Source organism: Paraburkholderia solitsugae (genome assembly GCF_013177695.1).
Lineage (GTDB): Bacteria > Pseudomonadota > Gammaproteobacteria > Burkholderiales > Burkholderiaceae > Paraburkholderia > Paraburkholderia solitsugae.
In genome coordinates this window covers 1-19,322 of the sequence record NZ_WOEY01000135.1, presented here as the reverse complement: position 1 = coordinate 19,322, position 19,322 = coordinate 1, and the positions used below count along the sequence as shown (strand labels likewise).

The window sequence follows — 19,322 nt, the reverse complement described above, 5'->3', positions numbered from 1 at the left end:
TGATGGAAGCAACGGTTGAAAGAGTCAATGTGATACGCAAGCGGTGGCCGGTGCGGTCGATTGTCGGGGCGAGTGCCGTGCTCGCGGTGGCGGCGATGCTCGGTGTACCCGGGTTTGCATCGAGTGGCAACATCATCAATATCGGCCTGCAAGTCTCGATCCTCTTCATGATTGCCATGCCGATGACACTCGTCATCTTGAGCGAGGGGCTTGACCTCTCCGTGGGCGCGCTTCTCAGTCTTTGCGCGGTTGTTTTCGCTCAAACGCTGGGGTTGGGATGGGGCATCGCGCTGGCGTTATGCGCATCAGTGGCGGTGGGAATGCTGGCAGGTCTCTTCAACGGTGCACTCATCGCGAAACTGGGACTTCCTCCCTTTGTTGTCACGCTCGGTACGCTCGGCATCGCCCAAGGTATCGCGCTCGTGCTGACGGACGGCAACGCGGTGGTCGTCGGGAACCCAGGCGTTTCCCACCTCTACGCGTGGACCCTGCTGGGCATTCCGTTTCCGGTGATCGTTGCGCTCCTCGCGTATGCCCTGACCCATCTGCTCCTGTATCACACCCGGTTTGGCACCTACGTGTTCGCCATTGGCGGTAATCGGGACGCGCTGCTTCTCGCCGGCATCAAGGCCAAAGTCTTTCACATTGCGATCTATGTCTTCGGTGGCTTGATGGTCGGATTGGCGGCGCTGGTACTGGTCGGTCGAATGAATTCGGCAGAGCCGACCTCGGCAATCGGCATGGAGTTCGATGCGATAGCGGCCGTGGTTCTCGGTGGGACTTCTTTCGAGCGTGGCGAAGGAGGGTTGTTCGGCACGGTCATGGGTGTGCTGACGATCGGCGTTTTGCGCAATGCCTTGAATCTCCTTGGCATTGAGTCTTCCCTTCAGGTTGTTTCCGTCGGGATGCTGGTACTCCTCGTCGTCGTTATCGATAGTGTGCGCAAGTCCAGGGTTAATGGAGCGAAAGCATGAGTATTCTGAACAACGCCCGCTTCACGTGGTCCCGCGTCAGCCAGCTGGACGTGCGTCATCATGTCCGCGAGGAAACGGCCACGCTGATCTATCGCGCCTTACTTATCGTTCTGATTGGGATGGCATTGACCTTCGCGACGTCGTCGTTTTCCGCGGCCCCCAATCTGCTCAATGTTCTGCGTCAGGCCAGCCTGATGTTTCTGCTTGCCTCCGGGCTCACGCTGGTGATCCTTTCCGGCGGTTTCGATCTTTCGATCGCGGCCAATCTCACGCTCTCGGCCTGTCTGGCGGCGGGTGTCATGAAGACGGGCGGATCGCCGATTCTGGCGGCGGTCACCGCGCTTTCATGCAGTACGCTGATCGGGCTGCTCAATGGTCTCGCCGTGACGTTGCTGCGGCTGCCGCCGTTCCTCGCCACATACGGAATGCTTTGGGTCGTCCAGGGGCTCGCGTTCCATTACATGGGGGGTAATGAAATCTACGGTTTTCCGGCCGGCTTCAGAACGCTGGGCACAGGATTCCTCGGCGGCATACCATTGCCCGTCTACATGATGGTATTCGTGCTGATTTGCGCGACGATCATCACAGGAGGGCTCAATTTCGGCCGGGAAATCTATGCGATTGGCGCCAATAGCGAGGTTGCGCGACTCTCAGGCATACCGGTGCGCCGGCGCAAGATCGCCGTTTATACGATAAGTGGCCTAATGTCCGGGATTGCCGCGCTCATCTATCTCGCGCGGGTCAATGCAGCAGATTCAGCGATGGGTGAGCCGCTTCTGCTTCCCGTTATCGCGGCGATCCTGATCGGCGGCACATCTCTCTTCGGTGGCGCCGGGAGCCTGCTGGGCACGTTGTCCGGGTGCCTCATTCTCGCGCTCGTGATCGACGGGATGAACCTCCTTAACCTCAACGCAAACTGGCAGCCTCTCGTCGTCGGTGCCGTGTTGCTCATTGCCGTGCTCGCGGACGTGCTTGGACGGGGCAGCAAAGAGCGGATTGCCTAACTCGGCGGGGCGACAAATGAACTTAGGGTGGTTTGTCGCCCATTGAGTTGGTTGTCTCACCTGTCCGTTGCCGCCGTTGTTGCTACACCCCATCATCATTCGTCACGAAAACGGACGTTTTGATAAGCGGCGAGACTTCGAGGTCAAGGAGATTAACCCGATGTTCCGTATTATCTGGATAACGATCCGGTCGATGAAAACGCAATAGGAAACCAGATCGGTCGAGAATGCGCAGGGAAAACCAGGGCGATCAACGATCACGGTGTTCTCAATTGCGCTGACATCAGTACGCACTATGAAGCAATCGATTGCGCAAATATTGCATCAATAGAGCTTGAGGAAGGATTTGGCGTGGTGGTGGGTCGGAAAGCCGGCTAAGGAAACGGCCGACGCGATTGGGTCGTCTTGCAGGTGCATCGAGCATTTCTTTCAGGCCGTATTTCCTGCCTTGATGATTCGTAGAACGAATATATAAAAGCGAGCTGCAAAACCGTAAGCGGCTGGCAGTGAATCCATTACTAAGAGCGAGTGAGGAAGACATGAAAAGAAGGACGATTGCCGCGGTCATTGGTGCGGGATTGTGCAGCGCTGGTTTGAGCTGTGCGAGCTTTGCGCAGAGTAGCATCACGATGGCGGGCAAACTGGACGACGGTATCACGTTCGTCGATAACGAAGGCGGTCACAGCAATTACAAGGCGGATAGCGGTGTGCTGTTTCCAAATCTTTGGATATTGACCGGCATCGAGGATCTCGGCGGTGGCGTCAAGACCGTGTTCAAGTTGTCGACGCTGTTTAACCTGAACAACGGTCAACTCAATCAGCCGAATACCTTGTTTGGCCAGCAGGCTTGGGTGGGTCTGCAGTCCGACTACGGCACGCTGACAATGGGTAATCAGTTCGACTTCAGCGCGGACTTCTTTGGCCAGTTCAACGTGGGCTCCTCCGGTAGCGGCTACGCAATCCACCAGGGCGACTTCGACCACACCAACAATGACCGCCTGAAAAACTCCATCAAGTACACGAGTCCCGTGTGGGGCGGCTTGACATTTGGTGCGATGTACGGCTTTAGCAATACGGCCGGAAGCTTTCATGACGGAAGCGGATGGAGTGCCGGTTTGCAATACGCTCACGGACCTTTCACGATGGGCGCGGCGTACACGTACCAGGCCAAGCCCACGCTCGACCCCTATGCGCAAATTGGTGTCCATTCGTTCTTCAATGTGCCTGTCGCCACTGTGTCGAACAATACTGCGACCGATCTGGCGCCGGAGTTCCAGATCAGCTCTTTGGGGACGTTCGGGATCGGTGCGTCGTATGCGATTGGAGACTTCACGCTCTACGGCAACTTCAGCGATACCGTCCTGAAGTACCAGACCGAAACCTCGGTCATGCATGTTTATGAAACTGGCGCGACCTATCAGGTGACGCCTGCCACGCAGCTGGTTCTGGGTTATCAGCACACCGGCTTCGAAGGTCACACGTGGAACCAGGTGACCGCAGCGGCGCTTTATTCGCTGTCGAAACGTACCCAGGTCTACATCTCCTCGGACTACCTGAAGGCGTCATCCGGTGTGGACGCCGTCATCGGCGCGAGTTTCCAACCCTCGCTGGCGGGTCAGCAGACAGACGTGCGAGTCGGCATCTATCACGCTTTCTAACCACGCCTATTTCGCAGATTCGTCTGCGTTGCGATAACCGAATTGGGGAAGTGCTCCCCGTCCCAGCTGCGGCTGGAAATTTTAACGAGTGATTGGAGGAGTCAACACATGAAACGTACCTACCTCGGACTGGCTTTAGCGGGTACTTTGGCGATCGGCGCTTATACGTGGGCGAGCAACGCGGCAGAGACCGCGCCCAAATGGCTCGCGAATATTCCGGTGACCAGCGCCAAGCCGTTCGGCTTCGATATCAGCGCGTCGGCGGACGGCAAGTACTACCTTGCGGATGGGGCGAACGCGACGCTCGACGTGTTCGACACGAAAACGGCCACGCTGCTCGACCAGATCAAGGCGGACTTCGCCGGCATTGGACCCAACCATGACAAATCGGGGCCGTCGGGGGTTACGCCGTTGCCGGGCACGTCGCTGGTGTACGTAGGGGACGTCAACTCGGTCAAGGTGATCGACGTCGCTACGAAGAAACTGGTTAAGACCATTACCGTCAGCAGTTCCGGTATTCGCGCCGATGAGAGCTGTCTGGACCCTGAGCATCATGTCGTGATGTTCTCGAGTGGCGCGGAAGAGCCGCCTTTTGCCACCTTCATCAATACCGACACTCAGGAGGTGATCGGCAAGCTCACGTTGAAGGACTCGACCGGTCTTGAGGCGTGCGGGTATGACCCGAAGGGCAAGAACTTCGTGCTGAATAACGATGGTACGAAGGCCAATCCGAAAGGGGAGGTCGATGTGATTCCGGCCGCATCGGTTCTCGAAGGCAAGCCTGTCGTCGAAAACGTATTCGCACTGAAGGGTTGTGAAGGTCCGACAGGCATCGCAATGGGCCCGGGCAACGATGCACTGATCGGATGCGATCCGGACGAGGGTGGCAAGCAGACCACGGTGATCATCGACCGTACGAACGGCCAAACCGTCGCCGAGTTGCCGTTCGGCGGCGCGGACGAAGTCGTGTACGACCAGGTGTCCAATCGCTACTTCGTGGCCGCCGGCCACCGTTCGGCTGACAACGTTTCGCAGGTTGGCAGCAAGACGGCGAAGTTCGACCCGGCGCTCGGCATTATCGACGCCGCTACGCGTAGCATCGCCGCGATTGTTCCGACCACGGCGGGCGCGCACTCGGTGGCGGTGGACGGTGAGTCCCATCGTGTCTTCGTGCCGCACGGACCGGGCCACTCGGAGGAGTTCGCAGGCGCCGGCGTAGCGGTGTTCGCGACCGAGTAAGTGAGCCAATAAACGAGCCGGCAGTCGTTTGACGCGTGTGACTCGCAGTCGGACTGTTGCCCCAGGACTTCGTCAAACGGTCCTGGGGCAGCTTGTATCACACGCTCCCTCCGCCCTCAGTAATCCAACTTTCAAAGAGACTCAATCATGGTCCAGTTTCGTGCAGTTTCAGCTGCACTCGTCGCATCGCTTGGCTTGATGCTTATCGAGGCGCCTGTGGCGATGGCTCAACAACCGGCTAATGGGGAGCAGGCGTCCTCATCGATGAGCGCATCGACGCCAAAGCAGATCGCCAAAGCTCAGCGGAAGGCTGCGCGCAAGGCCCGCCGGGAAAAGAAGAACGCCGAGTTGAAGGCACTCGAAAAGAACGGTTATCGAGAGTCAGGCAATCAGGATAACTATCCGCAGAATCTCACGGACGCGGAGCGCAAGGCCGCTGCATCGAAACCCGCTACGCCGGCATCCGCATCAGGTCAATAACACGATCAGCTTTAAGGGCGGCGCTGGGGACTGCGTCCTCAGCGATAAGCCCGATCAAAAATTATCGGACGTGTTGGTAAGCGCGCGATCTTTCTGGTTATAGCGACTCGTGGGTCCCGGCATAAGCTTCATCTACCGAGCGCAGCTCGAGGTGTCATGAAGAGGAGACTAGCTTGAGATTCTGTCGGTCATTTCCGTCAAAAAAGGCCGTATTGGCCGCATTACTTGGTTCAGCATGCTTCGCTTTTCTGAGCAACGTTTGCGTTGCCGACACGACTGAAGCGCAACAGGCAGCGTCTCCGCTCGCAAGCTATTCGCTGAGCCTGAAGCAGGCAATGAAGCTCGTTGAAATCGCAACGGCAACCGCGCAGAGCCGCCATCTGGCGATGAGTTTCGCCGTGCTCGACCCGGGAGGTCACGTCATCATGGCCGTGCGCATGGACGGCGCGCCCTTTGTCAGCGTTGATTTCGCGCGCGGCAAAGCCTTTGCGTCCGTTGCGCTCGGTGGTCAGTCCGGTGCGACGCTGGAGCAGCGTTTCAAGGACGATCCTTCGGAGTACAGCAATGTTTCCGGCGTGGGGTATTTCGCCCCGTTTCTGCCGGGACGGGGTGTGTTTCCGGTCTTTGCCGACGGGCATCTGTTAGGTGCCGTCGGCGCGAGTGGTGCGCCCTCTGAGATCGATGATCAGGTCGTCAAGGGTGCGATTGAAGCAATCGGTGCAACGACTGTGCGATGACACGTCGTGTCCTATTGAAACGATAGAAACGATATTGGGAAGATTTTCATGAAACGCGAAACAGAACAACGCGATGCAGTGGGCGTAACAGGCGCCATGGACGACAAGCATGCATCGACACATGATGCTACCGACGCTTGCCGCCGATCGATTCTGAAGCTTGGCTTCGGTGCGTTTGCGGCGGGCGCTTTAGGTTTGTCCGGCGCCGCTCGCGCGCAAAGTGGCACGTCGCAGGAGGCGGCTGTTGCGGCAGCCTCGCGCGAAGGTCAGACCATCAAACTGGTGCCGTCGCTGGACACGGTCAGGGTCGGGCAGATCGAGCCCAGCGCGCCGACGGCGGTCACGATCAAGTCGGGCGATACCGTCTGGTATGACGGCACGTGGACCAACTGGGGCAATGAGGCAAAGTATGGGATGAACTTCAAGGAGCGCGAGCCGATCCGCAAGAAGTACCCCAACGGTCCCTTCTCGCTGATTGGGCCGGTTTCGATCATCGGTGCCGAAGCGGGCGATCTGGTCGAATGCCGTATGTTGAAGATGCGGCCGATCGACTGGGGCTGGAATTCCGCGCCCCCCGGCGTCGGCGCATTGCCGCACGATTTCAAGCCTTACCTGCGCTATCTGAAATTCGACAAGGACAGGACGGCCGCCGCGTATGTACCGGGTGTCAATATTCCGCTGAAACCATTTCAGGCGTATATCGCCACGCAACCGGGCGGCGAGAAACCCATCAGCGCCAATCTGGCGGGTAACTACGGCGGCAATCTGGACTGTGCCGTGCTGGGTGTCGACACATCGATTTTCCTGCCGGTGCAGGTGAGCGGCGCTCGGGTGTGGACGGGCGGCTCCATGGGAGCGTCCGGTGAGGGTAACGTCGATCAGACTTCGATTGAGACGGCCTTCGAAGAGATGCGTATTCAGTACATCGTGCACAAGGGCGCTGCGCTGAATGTGCCGATGGCGGAGACACCTGACCACTGGATCGGTTTCGGGTTTTCCGACTCCCTCGAGAATTCGCTGGTTGCCTGCCTGCGCCAGATGATCGGCTGGCTGTCCGCGGCCACCGGTATTGCACTGGAAGATTGCTACGGAATCTATAGCGTGGCAGGCAGCTTCCGTGTGACGCAATACGCCAATCAGACCGGAACGGTCTACTCGACCATTCCGCCCAAGGGTATTCATTGCATGCTTCCCAAGCGGATTTTTACCCCCGCGCTTCAGCAACGCATCGCAGCGTTCACACGGGCCTGAATTCATGATGGTGCGTCAGTTCAATAGATGTTTGCGTACGCGTGGCGACGGCATGTCAGCCGGGTCGTGTGCCCGTGTACGAGTTGCAATGGAGATGATCCGATGAATACGAAAGACCCGAAGCCGTCCATCGAGGGCGGCCAGGCGAAAACACGCCGGGCAGGGCCCGTGCTGGCCCTGCTGGTGTGCTTCCTGGTGATCGTTCTGGACGGATTCAACACCACGTCGATCTCCTTTGTCGTGCCAAAGCTCGCTCATGAATGGCACCTGGCGCCGGCGCTCTTCACCACCGTTTTCGTGGCGACGAACGTTGGCGCAGCGATTGGTTTCATGATTTCCGGTCCGCTCGCGCAACGTTTCGGACACCGTTTCATCGGCGTCGCGAGTGTTGTGCTGTTCGCCGGGAGCACGCTCGCGACGGCCTACGCGAGCAATATCGCCAGCTTGTCCGTCATGCGCCTTGCGGCGGCCATCGGTTTGGGCGCGGCGTTGCCGATCGCAATTACGGCGGCGGCCGGCATCATTGGCGCGAAGCATAAGGTGGCGGCGTCCCTGCTCGTGACGACCGGCATGTCCGTGGGTGCGGTCACGGGCGGCGTGGCCGGTGGTCCTCTGATGAGTCACTTCGGCTGGCAATCGATCTTTGTGACCGGCGGTGTCCTGCCTTTCCTGCTGGTTCTTGCGTTCTTTCGCATCCTCCCCGCGCGCAGCCCGGTGGCCGCGGATGCCGCCGCCGTGCGTGTGTCTAACCCGCTCAAGGCGCTGTTCGAAAATGGTCTGGGCGCCTACACGTGCCTGTTGTGGCTGTTTTCATTCCTGATTTTCATGGACGTCTATGCCTTGCTGTTCTGGGTGCCGACGCTTCTGGTCGACTTCGGCTTCTCGGCGGACCATGCGTCGGTCGGCATGGCGGCCTTCAGTATCGGTGGTCTGAGCGGCAACGTCCTGATGACGCTGGCTGTCACGATGATGACGCTTGCCGGCAGGCTCAGGGTGAAATCGGCGCTGGTTGTGGGATTGCTGCTGGTGATTATCAGCATCGGCAGCCTCAGCCAGGTGGCGGTGACGCCGGCCATCGTGCTGCTGTTCATCGGTGTGATCGGCGCCGGGCTGGTCAACGGCATCATGGGCCAAACGGCGCTCGCAGTCGCCTTCTATCCGCCGGAGATTCGCGCCACCGGGGTGGGCTGGGGGCATGCGATCGGGCGGGTCGGTTCCTTCGTTGGGCCGGCGATTGGCGGAGGCTTGCTGTCGCTCGGCTGGCCGGTGCGCGATATTCTCCTCACCGCCGTAGTGCCCGCTGGTGCTGCGATCCTCGCGCTCGGCGCCTTATCGTTGGTCGGTCGTAGAGCAGTTCAAAAGTTTCCCGACAGCGCCGTGGCGGAGAACTGAGACTCGCCACGTCATGCTTCCTCACTGACAAATCGTCAATTGGACGCGCGAACGCTCGAAGACGCCAGCGCGCTGCTGGCGCCAACGATGCACATGGGACCGCGCGCCAACATTCAGACTGCACATCCAGCTTTTTAATCCAATGCAAAGGCATTCTCGATCATGAAGATTATTGCTTACGCCGACGGTGGCCGCTTCGCACTCGGCATCGTTACCAGCCCGACTCATTTCGTCGCCGTCTCCGACATTGCGCCGGACCTGCCGTCCAGCCTCATTTCAATCCTGGAGCAGGAGGATGGGCTAACGCGCTTGCAACAAGCCGCACAAGGACGCCGCGGCGATCGCGCGCTCGCTGACGTCACACTCAAGCCCTTCCTGGACCGCCCGAACGCGATGTGGGCCCTGGCGTTGAACTTCAAGAGCCATATCGCGGAAACGGGACTTCAAACGTCGATGGAGTATCCGCACCTTTTCATGCGCACCGCTGCGTCCTATGTCGGCGCCGGCGAACCGATTCTGGCGCCGCAGGAATCTGTTGCACGCGCGTTCGACTATGAGGGCGAACTAGGCGTCGTCATCGGCACGCCTGGACGTTATATACCGGTGGAGCGAGCGCTGGAACATGTGGCGGGTTACACCTGCCTCAACGAAGGATCGGTTCGCGAGTTCCAGATGCACAATCGTCAATTCGGCCTCGGCAAGAATTTCGAAGGATCCGGGTCCTATGGGCCGTGGCTGATGACCCCTGACGAATTTGGCGATCCTGCCACGCACACGATCAAGACTCGCATCAATGGTGTGCTTCGTCAGAGCGCACCTCTCGACGATATGCTGCTGAGTGTTGCGCAAGTCATCAGCTATCTGAGTCAGGGTTATCGTTTGCGGCCTGGCGACCTGATTGCGATGGGCACGCCTGGCGCGTTGAAGCCTCAGCCGGATGATGTCGAGGGCAATGATCTCTCGCGTCAGTACGGTCCCTTTCCGACACCGGGTCTGGTGCATATGCGGGCGGGTGACTGGGTCGAGGTCGAGATCGATGGACTGGGCGTGCTTGGCAATCCGGTAGCCGCCGACGAGTCCATCAGTGAAAGTGGTTACGCGGTACAGAAGTCCGCGGCCTGATTCGGGCTAAAGCAATTCTGGATTTTAGATGGTGTGGGGATCGTCCGAGGCCCCACACCTCCGCTCAGCCGCTCTGATTGTCCAGTGTCACCGAATGCCTGCGAAACTCACTGGGTGGCACACCCATGTGTTGTGCGAAGAAGCGGGTGAAGTGGCTGTGTTCTTCGAACCCCAACTCTTCCGCTATATCCGAAAGCGGTTTATCGCTAGCTCCGAGCAGCTGGATCGCATGAGACATGCGGACCCAATCGATATAGTGCTGCGGTGAAATACCCATGCATAGCCGGAATTGCTGGAAGAATCTCGACCTGGATAGGCCGACTTGAGCCGCGACCTGAGCAACGGTGGGATTCGTCACCGACGCGTGCTTGATGAAATCCACCGCTTTGCGGATGCGAAAATCGATCGGTCTGCCTGACGGGATGATGCTGGCCGTCAACGCAGGATCGGCAAAATCGCGACTGAGTGCGGTCACCAGATCCGCAAGAATGGGCATGCAATCGTCGTCCTGCGCGACCAGGTGGTTGGTGATCACCGCGGCGATACGATCCACGTGATGCCGCACGTCCGGCGTGACGACGACTTCAGCCTTCGGGAAGATGCTCGCGGTGCCGTTTTCAGCGAGTTTCAATTGCTGGCGCAGCCAGGGGGCTTCGATAACGAGGGAAAGGATCAAGGAAGGTTCTTCGCCGCTGCAGCTCTTCGAGTGTTCGACCCACGGATTCAGGCAGATTGCCCGCTCCGCTGTAAGCGCGCAATCGTCTGCGCCGATGCGGAAATTGCAGTTGCTTCCGCCGAGCTTGAAAAGGAACTGGTATTGGGAGTGAGCGTGAGCGACAAGCGGACGGCTAATCAAGTTCACCGTTGCGCGCCCGAAACTTCCTTGCAAAATCCAGACGGGTTTGTCTCCATCAATCGGTATTGTCGTCATACCCAACATTTCTCCACGTGGAACGAGGCAGTGCATTGCGCTTTGCCGGATTCCATGAATACAAAAAAGACGCTTCCGTAAGCGGCGAGATCTTGCGGCGAGCCAGTCGATTGAAAATTCTCGTAGACGTCACTTAATCAAAAGTAAGGAGTGCAGTCAATGGGTAGAAACCTGCGCTGACATGGAGGGAGGTTTATAAAGTCAGGACGATCTGACAAACAATCGGCGCTTTCGGTCAGGTGTTCCAGCGGAACTCGGCTTATATTGAATCCACCGCGTTATTCGAAAGTAGGGGTTGGCATGCCGTTTTTTGAACGAGAAGGGATACGCTTCGCATACGATGAGTTCGGCCCTTCCGGGGCGCCTGTCGTTGTCTTTAGCCACGGTTTTCTGATGGACGGCGACATGTTCCAGCCGAACATTGCGGACCTCCAGGCCGAGTTCCGTTGCGTCGTTTGGGACCAGCGAGGTTTCGGGGCAACGGGAGCCACGACCCGGCCCTTTAGCTACTGGGATTCCGCGCAGGATCTCATTGCCTTGCTCGATCATCTGGAGGTCGCCTCGGCGTCGCTTGTGGGCATGTCTCAAGGCGGCTTCGTATCGATGCGCGCGGCGTTGCTGGAACCGGATCGCTTTCGGGCGATCGCCCTGATATCGACAAGAAGCGATGTAGATTCCGAAGCGGTCAAGCAGTCTTTCGAAGAGTTGAAAGCGGAATGGACGCGCAATGGGTCGAAAAATGTCGCGCAGAATCTGTCGGCGTTTCTGTTCGGTCCCGAGTACGCGGCATCGGCATGGATCCAGAAATGGATGAACGCTAGCGCGGATCACTTCGAACATCCGGTCAATGCCCTTGTCTCCAGGGACGACATCACGCCGCGCCTTGGCGAGATTACCCATACGTCGATCGTATTCCATGGACGCGACGACGCCGCCATCAGCCCTGACTGCGCAGAGGCGCTTGCCGCCCAGTTGCCGAATTGCAAAGATCTCATACTGGTCGACCGGGCGGGACACACGCCGAATTTAACGCATGCCGATATGGTGAATCCGCCGTTACGGGATTTCCTCCTTCGCTATGCACGCTAAGGCGAGACACGCGCTCCTCGAGCTTACTTGCTCCCCGGCAAAGTCTGATTACTGTCTTGTGGCGCCTGAGTCGATGTATTCTGATCCGCGCCGGGCGGTTGATAGCGAGTGTGTTCGTGGTCGTGATTCACATGCATATGCTCACTGGCAAAGGCTGGCGTAAAAAGGGACATGCTTAAAACCACGACCGCAAAAAGCGTAGTGACATTCATGATGATTCTCTCCGCTTGATCTGAAGCGCGTCGGTTTAACGCCCTTTATATTCTATTCATCGCGAAGGTCAGTGGAAAGCTGTGGGTGGCTCGATCTGAATGATCGAACTTAATTCATTCGTTTTATGGACAACAAGTTGGTCATGTCTTCAATCTGGGGCGGTGACCAGGCCAATTCTCCACAGAACTTGCAGAGCGCCGAGGACAAGGCGGCAGGCAATCCGGGCACTACCGTACCCGCCTCAGATAAATGAAGCTATAAACCCGGCAGGATTCTTGTGGCGCTTAGCAGGCGCGTACCAGTCCTGTCCGACTTTGATAGGGAGCTGCAAAACATGAACTGGATCGTTTACTGTACCGATAAGCTAGGTGCGTTCGGGCTTCGCGAGACCCATACCCCGAAGCATCGCGCGTATCTGGAGAGCAGGCCGATCGCTATTGTCACATCCGGTCCGTTAGTGGACGACGCTGGCGAGAAGAAGATCGGCAGCTTCTTTCTGGTGGAGGCGCAGACACGGGAGGAAGTCGAGGCATTCAATCGCAATGACCCGCTCTTTGCCGCTGGGCTCTGGGACGAAGTCAGAATTCACCGTTTTCATCGCCGTGTGGGCTGAAGTTGATGTCCGTCCAGAATTGACCCACCTGCGGGCGCGCGCGAAATCAGTTCAGCGTTATTCGAAGGGGGCGAATGTGTAGTGTGCGTCTGCACCATCTCTGTCTTTGCAAACGGAGGCGTAGTGCTCGCCAGAAGCTGGCGTCCAGTTGGAATGATTTGAGCCCCGATAACTATCCCCAGCAATCCCACGAGGGCCACCATTGGCGGCGCCGGCGAGCGTACACGAATCAGGCTGTATATCGCGCCGGCGAGAATGCCACCAAGGAGCGAGAGAATATAAGGTTTCATCGGTAGAGAAGTCCTCGGACTCGCATTTCAGCTCAGCATGCGTCGCCCCGTCAGGTCTTCGCCGGGACCGTGGCGAGAGACTCGTGCGTCGTTTCCGTGCGCTGGGGTGCCTTATGAACCATCGTGTAGGCGTAGTCGATGCCCATCCCGTATGCACCGGAATGTTCCCTCGCGATTTTCATCACGGCGTCATACGTTTCTCTGCGCGCCCAGTCACGCTGCCATTCGAGAAGGACCTGTTGCCATGTGACCGGGACGGCGCCGGCCTGGACCATCCGTTGCATCGCGTAGTCGTGCGCGTCCTTCGACGTGCCGCCGGATGCATCGGCGACCATGTAAATTTCGTAGCCGCCTTCGAGCATCGCGCAGAGCGCGAACGTCGTGTTGCACACCTCAGTCCACAGGCCGGAGACGACGACCTTGTTCCGGGCGTTTTTCTTGAGCGCGTCGCGGACTTTCTGGTCGTCCCACGAGTTCATCGAGGTTCGCTCGAGAGTGGGCTGGTCCGGGAACACGTCGAGCAGCTCCGGGTATGAGAAGCCAGAGAAGCTTTCGCTCTCGACCGTCGTGATGGTCGTCGGGATATTGAAAGTCTTCGCCGCCTTCGCCAGTCCAACGACGTTGTTTTTCAATACTTGTCGGTCGATTGACTGGACGCCAAAGGCCATCTGAGGCTGCTGGTCGATGAAGATGATCTGGCTGTTGGTCGGAGTAAGCACCTCCAGTTTCTCTTTGCTCATGATGCCATCCCTTCGTATGAGGTTTTAACAAAACGTCACGCCGGATTTGCGCGCCGGAAGAGCCACTCGCGTTGTTCCAATGAGTCCAATAACGATGTGTCTCCCGCTGGAAAACAAGACATGAGCAATGCCGTCTCGTGGTCCAAAATAAGCATAGTCCACATTGTTTGGATGTGAAGCTGTCGAGCGCGATACCAGGGTTTTTTGTATGGGTTCGATGCCAACAAGATGCTTTTCTTTGCAGCTTGAAAGTCATAAGCTGCGATGAAAGCGGCAGACTCGTTGTCCTTCGGCAGCCGGCTTCTCATTATATTTTCGGTCAGTATGTGTATCGCCCGTAGGGTTGCATACGTCGTGCGGGTGCGCCTCCTTTGAGGCCGCGTCACCAGCCGTTGCAAGGTGGGGCGACATTTATCGGGGCCGGTTCGTCGAATACACCTAGGGTGTTTCCCGTTCTCGGCTTGGTCGTCGTCGCGAGTGGTTGCTTGCGGCGTACCAGAGGAGGGTTGGTCGATGAAAGCGTATGTGCTTTCGCTGCTGGCTGGAATCCTTGTAGGCGTGGTCTATAGCCTGATTGGCGTACCGTCACCGGCCCCTCCTATCGTCGCCCTGGTGGGCCTTTTAGGCATACTCGCAGGCGAGCAAATTTTCCCAGTTGCAAGAAAGATGCTTTCCGGCGCCAACTTTCGCGTGGCCTGGAGGGAGGAGCATTGCAATCAACACCTGTTTGGGTCCTTGCCTGGCCGGAACTCCGGCAGACCTGGGCCCATGGCGGGAGTATCGTCTGAGGAGAAACGTTCATGATGCCTCATCAAGATGCGCCGGACTTGATTCTTTTCAATGGCCGTTTCACGACGTTAGATAAATCGAAGCCAACTGCCACTGCGATTGCTATCAAGGACGGTAAATTCATCGCCGTCGGCGGCGACAGCGAGATAAGTCAGCTCAAGTCCGATAGCACGCGTACGGTCGACCTGAAGGGACGCTCAGCTCTTCCGGGGTTAATCGACAACCATCTCCACATCATCCGTGGCGGGCTGAATTTCAACATGGAGCTTCGGTGGGATGGTGTGCGCTCACTGGCGACTGCCATGGAGATGCTCAAGGCGCAGGTGGCTATCACGCCGCCGCCTCAATGGGTACGTGTCGTCGGTGGATTCACGGAGCACCAGTTCGACGAGCGTCGCTTGCCGACCATCGAGGAGCTGAACGCTGCAGCACCGGACACGCCGGTTTTCATGCTGCACCTCTACGACCGCGCGCTGCTGAACGCCGCGGCGCTGCGGGTGGTGGGCTACACCAAGGACACGCCTGAGCCACCCGGAGGCGAGATTGTGCGCGATAGCGCGGGCAATCCGACCGGGTTGCTCCTGGCGAAGCCCAACGCGGCCATCCTCTATGCGACGTTGGCGAAGGGGCCCAAGCTTCCTCTCGAATATCAGCTGAACTCGACGCGGCATTTCATGCGCGAGCTGAATAGATTGGGCGTCACCGGAGCCATTGATGCCGGCGGTGGATTCCAGAACTTCCCGGAGGACTACGAGGTCGTCCAGAAGCTTGACGCTGAGGGACTGCTTACCATCAGGCTGGCCTACAACCTGTTCACTCAAAAGCCCAAGGGTGAGAAGGAAGACTTCCTCAACTGGACAAAGACGTCGAAGTATAAGGACGGGAACGACTACTTCCGGCACAACGGCGCAGGCGAGATGCTCACGTTCTCCGCGGCGGACTTCGAGGACTTCAGGGTGGCGCGCCCGGACATGCCTCCGGAAATGGAGGGCGACCTCGAAGGCGTCATCCGCGTGCTCGTGGAGAATCGCTGGCCGTGGCGCATGCACGCGACGTACGACGAGACCATCAGTCGTGCGCTCGACGTGTTTGAGAAGGTGAACGGCGACACACCTCTTGCCGGCTTGAACTGGTTTTTCGACCATGCGGAAACGATTACCGAGAAGTCGATGGACCGCATCGCCGCGCTCGGCGGGGGCGTTGCCGTCCAGCATCGAATGGCGTATCAGGGCGAGTATTTCGTTGAGCGATATGGTGAGAAAGCTGCTGAGGGCACGCCTCCTGTTTCGCGAATGCTCGAGAAGGGGATTCACACGTCGGCGGGGACCGACGCGACTCGAGTTGCGTCCTACAACCCGTGGGTCTCCCTCTCCTGGCTGGTGACCGGCAAGACGGTCGGCGGTCTGCGCATTTATCCCCAGCGCAACTGTCTGGACCGTGAGACGGCTCTGCGCATGTGGACCGAGAACGTCACCTGGTTCTCGAATGAGGTCGGCAAGAAAGGGCAAATTGCAGTGGGTCAGCTCGCCGACCTTATCGTCCCTGATCGCGACTTCTTTGCCTGCGCCGAGGACGACATCGCTGGCACGTCGTCTTTGCTTACGGTCGTGGGCGGCAGGGTGGTTTATGCGACGGGCGAATTCGTCTCGCTGGACGATAGTCCGCCTCCTCCGGCGATGCCTGACTGGTCACCCGTGCGAAAGTATGGCGGGTTTGCCGCGTGGAAGCAGGGCGACGCATCCGGCGCGCCGCTTCAGCAGGTGGCGTCCGCGGCATGTGACTGCGCGCGCGCTTGCGGCGTTCACGGTCACGACCATCGGCGCGCGTGGCTCGGCAATGCGCCGACGTCGGACTACAAGGGCTTTTGGGGCGCGCTGGGATGCGCATGCTGGGCGGTCTAGGGCGAGGGCCAGTGGCGGACAGTCCATCTTGGGTAGTGGCACTCCTGCGTCAACCGTGGGTGATGCCATTGGTCCGCATCTGTCTCGTCTCAGCGTACCTCGTTGGCGGCATCACCAAGCTGATGCATTTCGACGCCGCGGTCGCTGAGCAGGCTCACTTCGGCCTCCATCCTGCGTGGCTTTGGGCTACCTTGGCAATTTTCGTGGAAATAGCCGGCTCCCTGTGCATTGTCTTCAACAGGTTCACGTGGGTCGGAGCGGGAGGGCTGGCTGGATTGACGGTGGTGGCAATGCTTGTGGCGAACAACTTCTGGCGTCTGGAAGGTGTGGCTCGCTTCATCGCGTTGAACAGTTTTTTCGAGCACCTAGGGCTGATTGCCGCCTTCGTGATGGTCACCTATGTGGCCAGTGGTGAGCGACGCTCTCGCGTCTAAAAAAACAGGACAGGAAACTCACCATCATGCGTAATTTTCAATCTCTCGGTGCCGCCTTTGCGCTTGCTCTCGCTCTGGTTGCAAGTGCACCGTCGACTTCTTTCGCAATGCAAAACATCGAGACGCCGCAAACGGCGTCTTTCTCTGTCAGGCCGCAGTACGACACCACTCACGTGTATGTGGCACCGGAGGACTTCGACAAGTTCACGGACAGCTTCGCCGCCACGTTTGGCGGCCACAAATCGCACCAAGGCGTCTTCCAGGTGACGCCGACACCGAGCCAGACGATGTCCCAACTGGTCTTCACGCCAGTGGGTACGATTTCGGTGTTCGGCTTCAAGACACCGATTCCGTATCCGTTTGGTCACGAGCGTACGGGCTACCTCGTCACGGATATGGACGGCGCGATGAAATCGGCGAAGGCTCACGGTGCTGATGTCGTGGTCGATACTTTTCCGGACCCGATTGGGCGTGACGCCGTCATCTCCTGGCCGGGCGGCGTGCACATGCAGCTCTACTGGCACACGCAGGCTCCGAACTACGAGGCGCTCGAGACCGTTCCGGAAAACCGGGTGTACGTCTCGCCGGGTCGTGCGAACGCACTCATCCAGAAATGGGTCGCGTTCTCGCACGGGAAGGTGGTTTCCGACAATCACAGCGCGCCGGGCGTTGAAATCGGCCGGGCGAACGATACCTTCCGGCGCGTTCGACTGACGTCGGGATTCGGGAACATGACCGTCTTTGTGACCGATGGACATCTGCCGTACCCATAAGGGGGCGAGATGACGGGGTATGAAGTGAAGGACTTCGATGACACCATGAAGAAGGCTCAGGCCGCTGGTGTTTCGGTTCTCGTGCAGCCTTTCACGTCGGACCGGAGAGAATCGGCAATCGTCCAGTTCCCGGGCGGATACATCGCGGAAATTCACGCGGCTGCGAAATAGGACAGCGTCACGACAAAAGGAGCGTCGATATTCGAGAGGCGAATCCTCGCTAACGCTTCTCCATAGGGTGAGCAATGAATGACGATAGTTTGCTCTCAGCGACTGCTGGTTATGTCGACACGCTCAGCTTTGTCGCGCTGTTCGGCCTGTTCACCGCGGACGTGACGGGGAACTTCGTGCTCATTGGTGGTGGCATCGACGGTGACTTGATGGCATCCGAAGAGTGCGTGGGGTGTTGGGTGACGCAGCACTTCACTCCATAGAGGCAGGAAGAACAATGTTGACACGGCGGGAGGCCAGGTGGGATGCAACTCGCGGCATATATAGGGATTGCCATTGCAGGGCTTGCGCTCGGGTTCTGTGAGGACACGCGGGCGGATAACGAGGGGCAACCATCTCAGCGGACCGACACGCCGACTGATACGTGCGACGCCAAGCGGCCGGTCGTGATGTTCAATCGCTGGGAAGAAGATTGGTCCGTTCTCAAGAATCCCTGTGTGCCCCGCAAGCCATTGGACAGCCTGAAATATATCCCGCTCGGAGCTGACCCATATTCGTATCTGTCGCTCGGGGCCAATCTGCGCGAGCGCCTCGAGGTCAACGATGCGCCTCTATTCGGCATCGGCTCGGGACATTCGGATACCTACGTGATCCAGCGCGCGCAGGTCAGTGCCGATGCGCGTATTGGCCCGTACCTTCAGTTCTTTGTGCAACTCGAAGATGCCAGGCCGTTCGGCAAGGATATGGTGACCCCTGTTGACAAGAATCCGCTCGATCTGGAACAGGCATTTGTTGCGTGGGTCAGTCCGCTTGGGCCCGGAACGGTGAAATTCCGCGTCGGCCGCCAGGAAATGGCATTCGACCTTCAACGGTTCATTTCCGTTCGCGACGGTCCGAACGTACGCCAGGCGTACGACGCTATCTGGGCCGATTACGAGTACCAGAAATGGCGCTTCATCGGTTACCTGACTCAACCTGTTCAGTACAGCGACGTCAAGGCATTCGACGACACGTCGAATAGCCATTTGACCTTTAGCGGCGTGCGTTTCGAACGGCAGGGCGTGGGGCCAGGAGACCTGTCTGGATATTATTCGCTTTACACTCGTGACGGTGCACGGTTCCTTGATGCGCAAGGCGATGAGCATCGCAACGTGTTTGACCTGCGATATACGGGGAAAATCGCTGCCACAGATTGGGACGTGGAGTCGATGTACCAAACGGGCCACGTCGGCGACAAGACGATTGCTGCATGGGCGGTTGGCTCGCTGTTCGGCTACACGCTCGATTCGCCTTGGAAGCCGCGATTCGGTGTGCAGGTTGATGCGGCATCCGGTGACCGCCATTTGAACGACGGCCGCGTCGAGACCTTCAATCCGCTTTTCCCGAACGGTTATTAAGTGTTCAGGCGAAATTGATTTGAAATTTGGTGCCGTATGCGCCGAGCAGGTTGCGAACTTCGTCATCGATGGTTTCCTTCGTCCAGGTGACGAAGTTTCGCCAGTGGTATTTGGCCTGCTTCCA

General features: G+C 58.4%; 18 protein-coding genes and 3 pseudogenes. 17 read left to right on the top strand and 4 right to left on the bottom strand.

Annotated features, from left to right (window positions below):
- The first annotated feature begins 2 nt into the window (after positions 1-2).
- The 9 genes from GNZ12_RS35565 (at position 3) to GNZ12_RS35525 (ending at position 9,857) form a co-directional block, all read left to right on the top strand.
- Positions 3-974, top strand: a complete 972-nt coding sequence (locus GNZ12_RS35565) for an ABC transporter permease (protein WP_172316648.1) — start codon at positions 3-5, stop codon at positions 972-974.
- Complete coding sequence (locus GNZ12_RS35560) at positions 971-1,978, top strand: ABC transporter permease (RefSeq protein ID WP_172316647.1); 1,008 nt, start codon at positions 971-973, stop codon at positions 1,976-1,978. Before GNZ12_RS35565 ends, GNZ12_RS35560 begins: the two co-directional genes overlap by 4 nt.
- A gap of 539 nt (positions 1,979-2,517) precedes the next feature.
- Complete coding sequence (locus GNZ12_RS35555) at positions 2,518-3,636, top strand: porin (protein ID WP_172316646.1); 1,119 nt, start codon at positions 2,518-2,520, stop codon at positions 3,634-3,636.
- 108 nt (positions 3,637-3,744) lie between these two features.
- On the top strand, positions 3,745-4,875 hold the full coding sequence (locus GNZ12_RS35550) for a YncE family protein (RefSeq protein WP_172316645.1): 1,131 nt from the start codon (positions 3,745-3,747) through the stop codon (positions 4,873-4,875).
- Between the two features lie 147 nt (positions 4,876-5,022).
- Positions 5,023-5,355 carry a hypothetical protein gene (locus tag GNZ12_RS35545; RefSeq protein WP_172316644.1) on the top strand — a complete coding sequence of 111 codons (333 nt, stop codon included), beginning with the start codon at positions 5,023-5,025 and terminating at the stop codon, positions 5,353-5,355.
- A gap of 173 nt (positions 5,356-5,528) precedes the next feature.
- A complete protein-coding gene (locus GNZ12_RS35540; RefSeq protein WP_328806109.1) occupies positions 5,529-6,092 on the top strand; it encodes a GlcG/HbpS family heme-binding protein in 564 nt (187 codons plus the stop codon).
- Between the two features lie 48 nt (positions 6,093-6,140).
- The gene (locus GNZ12_RS35535) at positions 6,141-7,343 is read left to right on the top strand and encodes an acetamidase/formamidase family protein (protein ID WP_172316642.1); all 1,203 of its coding nucleotides are present in this window, start codon (positions 6,141-6,143) and stop codon (positions 7,341-7,343) included.
- 102 nt (positions 7,344-7,445) lie between these two features.
- Positions 7,446-8,735: an MFS transporter gene (locus GNZ12_RS35530; protein WP_172316641.1), complete on the top strand. Its 1,290-nt coding sequence runs from the start codon at positions 7,446-7,448 to the stop codon at positions 8,733-8,735.
- A gap of 162 nt (positions 8,736-8,897) precedes the next feature.
- Positions 8,898-9,857 (top strand): fumarylacetoacetate hydrolase family protein, encoded by a 960-nt coding sequence (locus tag GNZ12_RS35525; RefSeq protein WP_172316640.1) that lies wholly within the window; start codon positions 8,898-8,900, stop codon positions 9,855-9,857.
- 64 nt (positions 9,858-9,921) lie between these two features.
- Here the strand turns inward: GNZ12_RS35525 and GNZ12_RS35520 are convergent, their stop codons facing one another.
- Complete coding sequence (locus tag GNZ12_RS35520; protein ID WP_172316639.1) at positions 9,922-10,719, bottom strand: helix-turn-helix transcriptional regulator; 798 nt, start codon at positions 10,717-10,719, stop codon at positions 9,922-9,924.
- Positions 10,720-11,088: 369 nt separating this feature from the next.
- Between GNZ12_RS35520 and GNZ12_RS35515 the strand changes: the two genes are divergently transcribed.
- Positions 11,089-11,877: an alpha/beta fold hydrolase gene (locus tag GNZ12_RS35515; RefSeq protein WP_268959078.1), complete on the top strand. Its 789-nt coding sequence runs from the start codon at positions 11,089-11,091 to the stop codon at positions 11,875-11,877.
- A 23-nt stretch (positions 11,878-11,900) separates the two neighbouring features.
- Here GNZ12_RS35515 and GNZ12_RS35510 read toward each other — a convergent pair whose 3' ends face one another.
- Positions 11,901-12,089 carry a hypothetical protein gene (locus GNZ12_RS35510; protein WP_172316637.1) on the bottom strand — a complete coding sequence of 63 codons (189 nt, stop codon included), beginning with the start codon at positions 12,087-12,089 and terminating at the stop codon, positions 11,901-11,903.
- Positions 12,090-12,424: 335 nt separating this feature from the next.
- Between GNZ12_RS35510 and GNZ12_RS35505 the strand changes: the two genes are divergently transcribed.
- Positions 12,425-12,703, top strand: a complete 279-nt coding sequence (locus GNZ12_RS35505) for a YciI family protein (protein ID WP_172316636.1) — start codon at positions 12,425-12,427, stop codon at positions 12,701-12,703.
- On the opposite strand, the gene GNZ12_RS45145 is transcribed toward GNZ12_RS35505, so the two are convergent.
- Both GNZ12_RS45145 and GNZ12_RS35495 read right to left on the bottom strand, forming a co-directional pair.
- Positions 12,685-12,993, bottom strand: coding sequence for a DUF1427 family protein (locus GNZ12_RS45145; RefSeq protein WP_172316635.1), 309 nt, complete (start codon positions 12,991-12,993; stop codon positions 12,685-12,687). The genes GNZ12_RS35505 and GNZ12_RS45145 overlap by 19 nt on opposite strands.
- Positions 12,994-13,043: 50 nt before the next feature.
- Positions 13,044-13,733 carry a hydrolase gene (locus GNZ12_RS35495; protein WP_172316634.1) on the bottom strand — a complete coding sequence of 230 codons (690 nt, stop codon included), beginning with the start codon at positions 13,731-13,733 and terminating at the stop codon, positions 13,044-13,046.
- Positions 13,734-14,246: 513 nt separating this feature from the next.
- Between GNZ12_RS35495 and GNZ12_RS35490 the strand changes: the two genes are divergently transcribed.
- The 6 genes and pseudogenes from GNZ12_RS35490 to GNZ12_RS35465 form a co-directional block, all read left to right on the top strand.
- Positions 14,247-14,537: a XapX domain-containing protein gene (locus GNZ12_RS35490; protein WP_172316633.1), complete on the top strand. Its 291-nt coding sequence runs from the start codon at positions 14,247-14,249 to the stop codon at positions 14,535-14,537.
- Positions 14,537-16,423 (top strand): amidohydrolase, encoded by a 1,887-nt coding sequence (locus tag GNZ12_RS35485; protein ID WP_172316691.1) that lies wholly within the window; start codon positions 14,537-14,539, stop codon positions 16,421-16,423. Before GNZ12_RS35490 ends, GNZ12_RS35485 begins: the two co-directional genes overlap by 1 nt.
- On the top strand, positions 16,408-16,857 hold the full coding sequence (locus GNZ12_RS35480) for a DoxX family protein (protein ID WP_172316692.1): 450 nt from the start codon (positions 16,408-16,410) through the stop codon (positions 16,855-16,857). The genes GNZ12_RS35485 and GNZ12_RS35480 overlap by 16 nt, the downstream gene beginning before the upstream one ends.
- A gap of 26 nt (positions 16,858-16,883) precedes the next feature.
- Positions 16,884-17,801 (top strand): annotated as a pseudogene (locus tag GNZ12_RS35475) (VOC family protein).
- 74 nt (positions 17,802-17,875) lie between these two features.
- Positions 17,876-18,004 (top strand): annotated as a pseudogene (locus GNZ12_RS35470) (DUF1275 family protein); the annotation flags it as partial.
- Between the two features lie 222 nt (positions 18,005-18,226).
- A pseudogene (locus GNZ12_RS35465) lies at positions 18,227-19,195 on the top strand (alginate export family protein); the annotation flags it as partial.
- Between the last annotated feature and the right edge of the window lie 127 nt (positions 19,196-19,322).